The sequence below is a fragment of the Bradyrhizobium sp. AC87j1 genome (assembly GCF_002936975.1).
In the GTDB taxonomy this organism is placed as follows: Bacteria; Pseudomonadota; Alphaproteobacteria; order Rhizobiales; family Xanthobacteraceae; genus Bradyrhizobium; species Bradyrhizobium shewense.
In genome coordinates this window covers 1-8,240 of the sequence record NZ_PTFE01000176.1, presented here as the reverse complement: position 1 = coordinate 8,240, position 8,240 = coordinate 1, and the positions used below count along the sequence as shown (strand labels likewise).

The window sequence follows — 8,240 nt, the reverse complement described above, 5'->3', positions numbered from 1 at the left end:
CCCCTGGAGGGGGAGGGTGGGAGCAAGCCGACCCTACGTCCCGTAGGTCGATCCCTTCGGCAGCGGGAATACCGGGTCTTGCGTGCGGATGTTGGAGGGCCACACCACCGAGATGTGCTCGCCCGCGTTCTGCATCACCACCGGCGTCGAGCGTTCGTTCTGGCCGGACAGCGGCGTGCCCGGCGGGAAGAATTTGACGCCATAGCCCTGGATGGTGCCGCCGGCGGGGATGTCGACGTCGAGCGCGGCCTTGCGGATCGCCTCCGGCTCGAAGCTGCCGTACTTCTCCTTGGCGACAGGCAGCACGTTGTTGAGCAGCACCCAGGTCTGGTTGAAGCCCATCGAGCAGTGCGGCGGCACGTCGGTGGCGCCGGTCTTGGTCTGGTAGCGCGAGATCATGGTCTTGATCAGCTCGCCCATGCCCGGCGCGAGTTTCGCCGCATCGAGCAGCTGCGCCGGCACCGGATCGATGTTGCAGAAATTGTCGATGTCGGGACCGAAGGTCGCGCGCAGCTTGTCGAGCTGGCTGTAGCCGGCGCCGGCCCCGAACAGCATCTTGAAGCGCAGGCCGCTTTCGCGGGCCTGGCGCAGGAACAGGGTGATGTCGGGGTTGTAGCCGGCATGCGAGATCACATCGGCCTTGGCGCGCTTGATCTTCGTCACGAGCACCGAGAGGTCGGGCGCGGAAGCCGAATAGCCTTCGCGCAGCACGACCTGGATGCCGGCCTGCTTGGCATATGCCTCGTCGGCAGCGGCGACGCCGACGCCATAGGGGCCGTCCTCGTGGATCAGCGCGACCTTGACGTCCTTCGCCTCCATGCCGAGCTTGGCTTTCGCATGCTCGGCGATGAAGCCGGCAAAGGCCTGGCCGTACTGGTCGGAATGGATCTGCGCGCGAAACACGTATTGCAAATTCTTGTCCTTGAACACGGCGGTCGAGACCGCGGTCGTGATCCAGAGGATCTTCTTCTGCTGCTCGACCTTCGCCGCCATCGGCACCGCATGCGCGCTGGAATAGACGCCGTTGATGATGTCGATCTTCTCCTGGCTGATCAGCCGCTCGGCCTCGTTGATGGCGACGTCGGCCTTGCTCTGGGAATCCGCCGCGACCGGCACGATCTTGGTCTTGCCGCCGATGCCGCCCTTCTCGTTGACGAGGTCGATGGCGATCTGCGCGCCGACCGAGGAGGCGACCGAGCCGCCGGCGGCGAACGGGCCGGTGAGGTCGTAGATCAGGCCGATGCGCAAATTCTCGGCCTGCGCCTGGGCCCGCGTCCAATCGAGGCTGAGTGTGGCGGCGGCAGCCGCCGTACCCTTCAGCAGCTGCCTGCGTGAAGTCGGCATCCTATCCTCCCTCAAAACCGTTCTTATGACTGGTTGTTATTTTTTTGCGAAGTATGGGGAGCGGGACGGCGGAAAGTCAACATGGCGAAAGTCGGGTCTGTCAGCTGCGCCATAGAACGCAATTGCGAAATGACGGTGAGGCTTGGCGAGACCGAGCGCTACTGCTTCAAGCGCCGCGAGAGATAATGCGCGGTCTTGCCGCTGGCCCTTGCGACCTGATCCGGCGTTCCCGATGCGACGATGCGGCCGCCCTCGTCGCCGGCACCGGGGCCGAGATCGATGATCCAGTCGCTGTGCGAGACGACGTCCATGTCGTGCTCGACCACGACCACGCTGTTGCCGGCGTCCACGATCCGTTCGAGCTGGGCGATCAGCCGCTCGACGTCCCGTGGATGCAGCCCGGTGGTCGGCTCGTCCAGCACATAGAGCGTATGGCCGCGTTGCGGACGCATGAGCTCGGTCGCCAGCTTGATGCGCTGGGCTTCGCCACCGGACAGTTCCGTGGCGGACTGGCCGAGGCGGATATAGCCGAGGCCGACCTCGCGGACCACCGACAGCGACCGGTTCAGCGCGGCATCGCCCTCGAAGAACTCGAAGGCCTCGTCGACGCGCATCGCCAGCACATCCGCGATGGATTTGCCGCGGATTGTCACCTCGAGCGTCTTGTCGTTGTAGCGGGCGCCCTTGCAGGTCGGGCAGGGGGCGTAGACGCTGGGCAGGAACAAGAGCTCGACACAGACGAAGCCTTCGCCCTCGCAGGTCGCGCATCGTCCTTTCGCGACATTGAACGAGAAGCGTCCGGCATCGTAGCGGCGGGACTTTGCCTGCGGCGTTGCCGCGAACAGTTTTCGGACATGGTCGAACAGGCCGGTATAGGTCGCAAGATTGGACCGCGGCGTGCGGCCGATCGGCTTCTGATCGACGACGACGAGCCGATTGACCTGGTCAAGGCCGGCAACGATCCTGCCGCCCAACGTCTCGACCGTCGGGGCCAAGCTGTCGTCATCGGCGTCAGCGGCAAGCGTATGGCCGAGATGCGCGGCGACGGCCTCGACGATGAACTGGCTGATCAGGCTCGATTTGCCGGAGCCGGACACGCCGGTGATGCTGGTGAGGATGCCGAGCGGAATATCGACGTCGAGACCACGAAGGTTGTTGCGGGATACGCCCCTGAGCTTCAGATGGCCCTTCGGCTCGCGGCGCGCCGTCGGCAGCTTCTTGCGCGGACGCCCGAGGTAATGCGCGGTTCGCGATTGCTCGATGTCGCCGAGCCCTTCCGGCGGCCCGCTGTAGAGGATGAGCCCGCCGCCGTCGCCGGCGTCGGGGCCGACATCCACCAGCCAGTCGGCGTGGCTGATCACCTCGATCTCGTGCTCGACCACGAAGATCGAGTTGCCGGCGTGCTTCAGCCGGTCCAGTGCCCGCAGCAGCGCCTCGGTGTCGGCGGGATGCAGGCCTGCTGACGGCTCGTCGAGCACGTAGACGACGCCGAACAGGTTCGAACGGACCTGCGTCGCAAGGCGCAGCCGTTGCAATTCGCCCGGTGACAGCGTCGGCGTGCTGCGCTCGCAGGCGAGATAGCCAAGGCCGAGGTCGAGCAGGACGGCGAGCCGCGCCGACAGATCCTCGCAGATACGCTTGGCGACGACGGTCTTCTCCGACTTGTCCGTCGAAGTCTTTGCGAACGGCTTGACCAGCTCCTGCAGTTGCTTGAGCGGCAAATGCGACATCTCTGCGATATTGAGCCCGGCGAACCTGACCTTGAGCGCCTCGGGCTTGAGCCGGGTGCCGTGGCAGGTCGGACAATCCTGGGTGATCATGAACTGCGCGACGCGGCGCTTCATCATCGCGCTCTCGGACTTGGCGTAGGTCTGCATCACGTAGCGCTTGGCGCCGGTGAAGGTGCCCTGATAGCTCGGCTCCTCCTTGCGGCGCAGCGCGCGTTTGACCTCAGCGGCGTCGTAACCGGCGTAGACCGGCACGGTCGGCTGCTCCTCGGTGAACAGAATCCAGTCGCGGTCCTTTCTCGGCAGTTCACGCCAGGGTCTGTCCACGTCGTAGCCGAGCGTCGTCAGGATGTCCCGGAGGTTCTGCCCCTGCCAGGCACTCGGCCAGGCCGCGACGGCACGCTCGCGGATCGTCTTGGTGTCGTCGGGCACCATCGACTTCTCGGTGACGTCGAGCATCCTGCCGATGCCGTGACAGGTCGGGCACGCCCCCTCGGGCGTGTTCGGCGAGAACGCTTCCGCATAGAGCATCGGCTGTCCCCGCGGGTAATCGCCGGCGCGGGAATAGAGCATCCTCAGCAGGTTCGAGATGGTGGTCACGCTGCCGACTGACGACCTCGTCGTCGGCGCGCCGCGCTGCTGCTGAAGTGCCACGGCGGGCGGCAGGCCCTCGATGTCGTCGACTTCAGGGATCTGCATCTGGTGGAAGAGGCGCCGCGCATAGGGCGACACCGATTCCAGATAGCGCCGCTGCGCCTCGGCGTAGATCGTTCCAAAGGCGAGCGAGGATTTCCCGGACCCCGACACGCCCGTGAACACGACGAGGGCGTTGCGTGGAATGCGAACGTCGACGTTCCTGAGATTGTGCTCGCGCGCGCCGCGCACCCGCACGAAGCCGTCGTCCTGCATCAGGCCGTCGGGTCGTCTTGGTCGATCGTCCATCTCGCCTCCTCGCGGCCCCCGCGGGGGAACAACGGCAGGATCGCAGGATGGGTCCTTCGAGGCCAGTGGGCCTGGTTGCGTTCTGCACAAAGCCAAGGCCGGCCGCGATGACAGGCGAGGGGCCTTGCGAGGATTTGGGTTGCGGCGGCAAGCCGGGCCTCAGACGATGAAATCCCTGGCGTTGAGATCGGCGGCATGGATGCCGTCCAGCGTGATGGTGTCGTTGGCCGTCAGCTGGATCACCGCATTGCCGGCGCTGTCGTCGCTGATCAGGCTCTTCAGCGCGACCCAGTCCGCAAAGCCATAGGCCCTCACGTCGATCACGTCGTACTCGGGTGTCGTGCTGCCCGCCGCCTTGTTGCCCTGATCGAAATCGTTGATCACGTCCTGGCCCGAGCCTACCCCGAACACGAACAGATCGTTGCTCGGTCCGCCCCAGAGCTGATCGTTGCCGCCTCCGCCGTTCAGCAGATCCCTGCCGCCGGTGATCGAGCGGCCCACGGCGGGAGTGTAGATGCGTGCATCGCCATACAGCCAATCGCCGCGATCGCTCCCGTAGAGAATATCATTGCCACCCTGTGCGTTGCCGGACATCAGCGAGGCATCGCCGACGAGCGCGATGGAGGTCGAATCGGGATTGCCGTCGACGGCCGCGATCAGGATGTCGTCCCCGCCACGGGCATTGTCGCTCATGTAGCCGCTATCGCCGAGCAGTGATGCGCCGCCGGACCGCGCATCGACGCCGAGTGTATAGATGAGGATGTCCCGGCCGCCGCGTGCATCGCCGCTCATGGTCACCAAGGCATCACCAGATATCGACGCGTTGCCAGAGAAGCCGGCCTGGACCACGCTGACGATGTCGTTACCGCCTTGGGAGTTGCCGCTCATGAGCGATCCGGAATCGCCGCTGAACGCACCATACGATCTGTCGCCCATCTCTGCCGTGATGAGGTCGTTGCCGCCCTTGGTATCCCCAGTCATGGCGATTTCGGCGTCGCCCGAGAGATAGACGCTCGCATAGATCGCATTCGAGGCCTCGACATGCAGCACGTCGTTGCCGCCGCGGGCTTGGCCGGACATGATCTGCGCGTCGCCGTCAAAGGTCGTATAGGGCAAGCGACCCTGAACGGTGGCGACGAGAAGGTCGTTGCCGCCATGCGATTGGCCCTCCAGGATCGACTCGTCACCGACAAACAGCAGGCTGCTGGGCCCGTCATCGACTGTTGCGATCATGATGTCGTTACCGCCATGGCCGTCGACCGGTAAACCGGGGTCTCCGAACGCGATCACGAGCTCCTGGCTTCCAACGCTGACGATGATCGTGTCGTTTGGCATACGGCGCATCGTGCAACTCCCAATTCATGCTCGAGCGCGGCCGGAGAGAGTGTCATGCTTCCACGCCGCGCCGCGGTTCTGCTGCGCGACCTATCTTCGTTGAATTGATGGCGGAGATTTGCCCGACGACCGGGTAACTGCGACCAACATGTCGTGGTGCTGTCACAAAAGGAAAGTTCGCGCCGGCGCTTCACGCCGGCGCGCTTGATCACGGATGTGCGGCTCAGCCGGGCCCCGCGCCTTGCGTCGCCGTGAACACCGCGTAGAGCGACTGGCTCGCGGCCATGAACAGGCGGTTGCGCTTGGGGCCGCCGAAGGTGATGTTGCCGCAGACTTCCGGCAGGCGGATGCGGCCGAGCAGCTTGCCCTCCGGTGACCATACCGTCACGCCGTTATAGCCGACGGCGCGGCCGGCATTGCTCGAGGCCCAGACATTGCCGTTGACGTCGCAGCGCACGCCGTCCGGCCCGCACTTCACGCCGTCGATCACGCAATCGCTGAACTTCTTGGGATTCGACAGCTTGTTGTCGCTGCCGACGTCGAACACGAAGATCTCGCCCTTGCCGCCCGGACCCGTATCGCCCGGGCCCTTGCCGGTGGAGGCGACGTAGAGCTTCTTGTAATCCGGCGAGAAGCACAGTCCGTTCGGATCGGGCACCTGGTCTTCGGTAACGACGAGGTCGATGCGGCCGGAGGGGTCGATGCGATAGCAATTGGTCGGCAGCTCGCGCTTGCCCGGCTGGAAGCCGGCCGGCTGTCCGATCCGCGGATTGAGCTTGCCGCCTGCATTGCTCGGGCCGCCCGCCGCATCCGGCTCGCCTTCATAGAGCTGACCGCCATAGGGTGGATCGGTGAACCAGTAGCTGCCGTCGGGATGCGCGGCGATGTCGTTCGGCGAGTTCAGCTTCTTGCCTTGATAGGAGTCCGCGAGCACGGTGGCGGTGCCGTCATGCTCGTAGCGCGTCACCCGGCGGGTCAAATGCTCGCAGGAGAGCTGGCGGCCCTGGAAGTCGAAGGAGTTGCCGTTGGAATTGTTGGACGGCGTGCGAAACACGCTGACGCGGCCGTCATCCTCGCTCCAGCGCATCTGCCGGTTGTTGGGAATGTCGCTCCAGAGCAGATACCTTCCTTGCGCGCTCCACGCCGGACCCTCGGCCCACAGCAGGCCGGTGTAGAGACGCTTGATCGCGGTGTTGGGCTGCGCGAGATCGTTGAAGGAGGGATCGACCGCGATGATGTCGGGGTCCCAGAAATAGGTGGTCGGCGCGCCGTGCGGGCCGAAATCGCGCGGCGGGGTGGTGATGGTGGTCGGCGGTGCGGCGGGTCCGGTCTGGGCCAGCGCGGAGCCGGCCCCCGTCACGGTCGCCGCAGCGCCGAGCGCAAGCCCCCGGACAAGTGTTCGTCGTGAAAGCGCAGCATCCTGGTCACGCTGCTCGTGGTCACGAGCCGTGTGGTCACGAGCCTCTTGGCGTGTCATCGCGTCCTCCCAATGATGTTCGCTGGCCGGTTGATCCGGCCGAGCAACTGGAGGTTAATGCGGTCCGGCGCCGGTTGCGAGGGGTGGAATCGGATTGCGCGGGTCTCAATCCTGTCATATTCGAATGCACTTCGCGTCCGCCTTGCGCTGTTTGCAAGGCGCGAAAATGTTCCGCGGATTTGAACAAAAATTTGCCTGCGGCAAAGCATGGCAGGCAGCGCGTTCGGCGCAGTTCAAGCCTTGATTTTGCGCTGATTGCCACGCAGAACCCGTCCGGGGGCGATGGACGGAGTTGATTGTGGCTGGCGTCATCGTATTGATCGTGTTGCTGGGAATCGCGTTCGCGGCCGGCTATTTCACGCGTGAATTCATCTCCAACAAAAGACGCGCCGAAGCGCGCCGCTGGCGCGAATATACCGAGCCGGATTGGCTTCCCGCCAACGCGCCCGCCAACACCAACGAGATCCCCAGCGCCATCACAGCCATCCCCGTGGTCACCGGCGAGCTCGGCCAGATGCTGAACCGCTGGGAAAGCAGGGCCCGCGCCCGCCGCGCGGGATAGGGCGAAGTTCGGAAGTGCCAGTAGCCCGGATGAAGCGAAGCGAAATCCGGGGCCGCTCGCCCGGCCTTACGCAATTCCATCCTACCCAGCACAGCTCCGTCCCCGTCACCCTGAGGTGCTCGCCTCTTTGGCGAGCCTCGAAGGGCGACGGCCCGACTGTGGCCGTCCATCCTTCGAGGCTCCCCATGGGACGCCTTGCGTCCCATGTCTCGTACCTCAGGATGACGGAATGAGCGTCGGTGTGTCGCGCTCTGTCAATCCGCTTCGCCAAAAATATTCCACTTTACCGAAATTCGGTTTCGGCGTATGTGTCGCCCATCCCGGCTCATCCAAGAGGGGCGATCATGTGTCGTCACTATCGCGAGCCGGGCTTGCGGTGGACGCGGCAGCGTCGGCACGAGAGGTACGGGCAGGGCGGGAAGTCCCTGTGAGTCCGTAACCGCGTGCGGACGAGCGGCGCTGCTAGGCTTCGTCTCGTCTGTAAGTTTCCGGCTTCGTCGACGGGCCCGGGAAAACTGCGGCGAAATGGCGGGCCGTGCGTACGGCAAAACCGTGTGGTCCTGGCCGTCGTTGCTACGGTCAAGCCTTCCGCGGAGGTGCGAGCGAGCCCAACCGGGCAGACTGCATCATCCAATTCGCGGGGCGAGGGAGGCCAGAAGGAATGGTCGGCTCCCGGGAGATCACGGCATAAGCCGTCCAACCATCGCGCAGGGAAGGCCGAGTGATCGGCGCCACCTGTATGCTGCTGTGCGGTTCTTCCTGCGTGTGCATTTCGCGCAGCGGACCGCGGGTGCGAGCCAGCACCCGGCCTTCCCTGCGCCCTCTTGGATTAGAGGGTGGAGCGATCAAGCAA

General features: G+C 64.9%; 5 protein-coding genes. 1 reads left to right on the top strand and 4 read right to left on the bottom strand.

Going from position 1 to position 8,240, the window contains the following annotated elements; translation table 11 throughout:
- Positions 1-33: 33 nt before the first annotated feature.
- The 4 genes from CV770_RS39890 to CV770_RS39875 all read right to left on the bottom strand — a co-directional run bounded on the left by CV770_RS39890 (position 34) and on the right by CV770_RS39875 (position 6,825).
- Entirely contained in the window at positions 34-1,344 is a 1,311-nt protein-coding gene (locus tag CV770_RS39890; RefSeq protein ID WP_104466205.1) for an ABC transporter substrate-binding protein, read from the bottom strand.
- Between the two features lie 158 nt (positions 1,345-1,502).
- On the bottom strand, positions 1,503-4,013 hold the full coding sequence (gene uvrA / locus CV770_RS39885; RefSeq protein ID WP_104466204.1) for an excinuclease ABC subunit UvrA: 2,511 nt from the start codon (positions 4,011-4,013) through the stop codon (positions 1,503-1,505).
- A 159-nt stretch (positions 4,014-4,172) separates the two neighbouring features.
- Positions 4,173-5,357, bottom strand: a complete 1,185-nt coding sequence (locus CV770_RS39880; protein ID WP_245454003.1) for a calcium-binding protein — start codon at positions 5,355-5,357, stop codon at positions 4,173-4,175.
- A gap of 214 nt (positions 5,358-5,571) precedes the next feature.
- On the bottom strand, positions 5,572-6,825 hold the full coding sequence (locus CV770_RS39875; protein ID WP_091961244.1) for an SMP-30/gluconolactonase/LRE family protein: 1,254 nt from the start codon (positions 6,823-6,825) through the stop codon (positions 5,572-5,574).
- 298 nt (positions 6,826-7,123) lie between these two features.
- Here CV770_RS39875 and CV770_RS39870 point away from each other — a divergent pair, with 298 nt between their 5' ends.
- Positions 7,124-7,387, top strand: coding sequence for a hypothetical protein (locus CV770_RS39870; protein ID WP_038971177.1), 264 nt, complete (start codon positions 7,124-7,126; stop codon positions 7,385-7,387).
- Positions 7,388-8,240 lie beyond the last annotated feature (853 nt).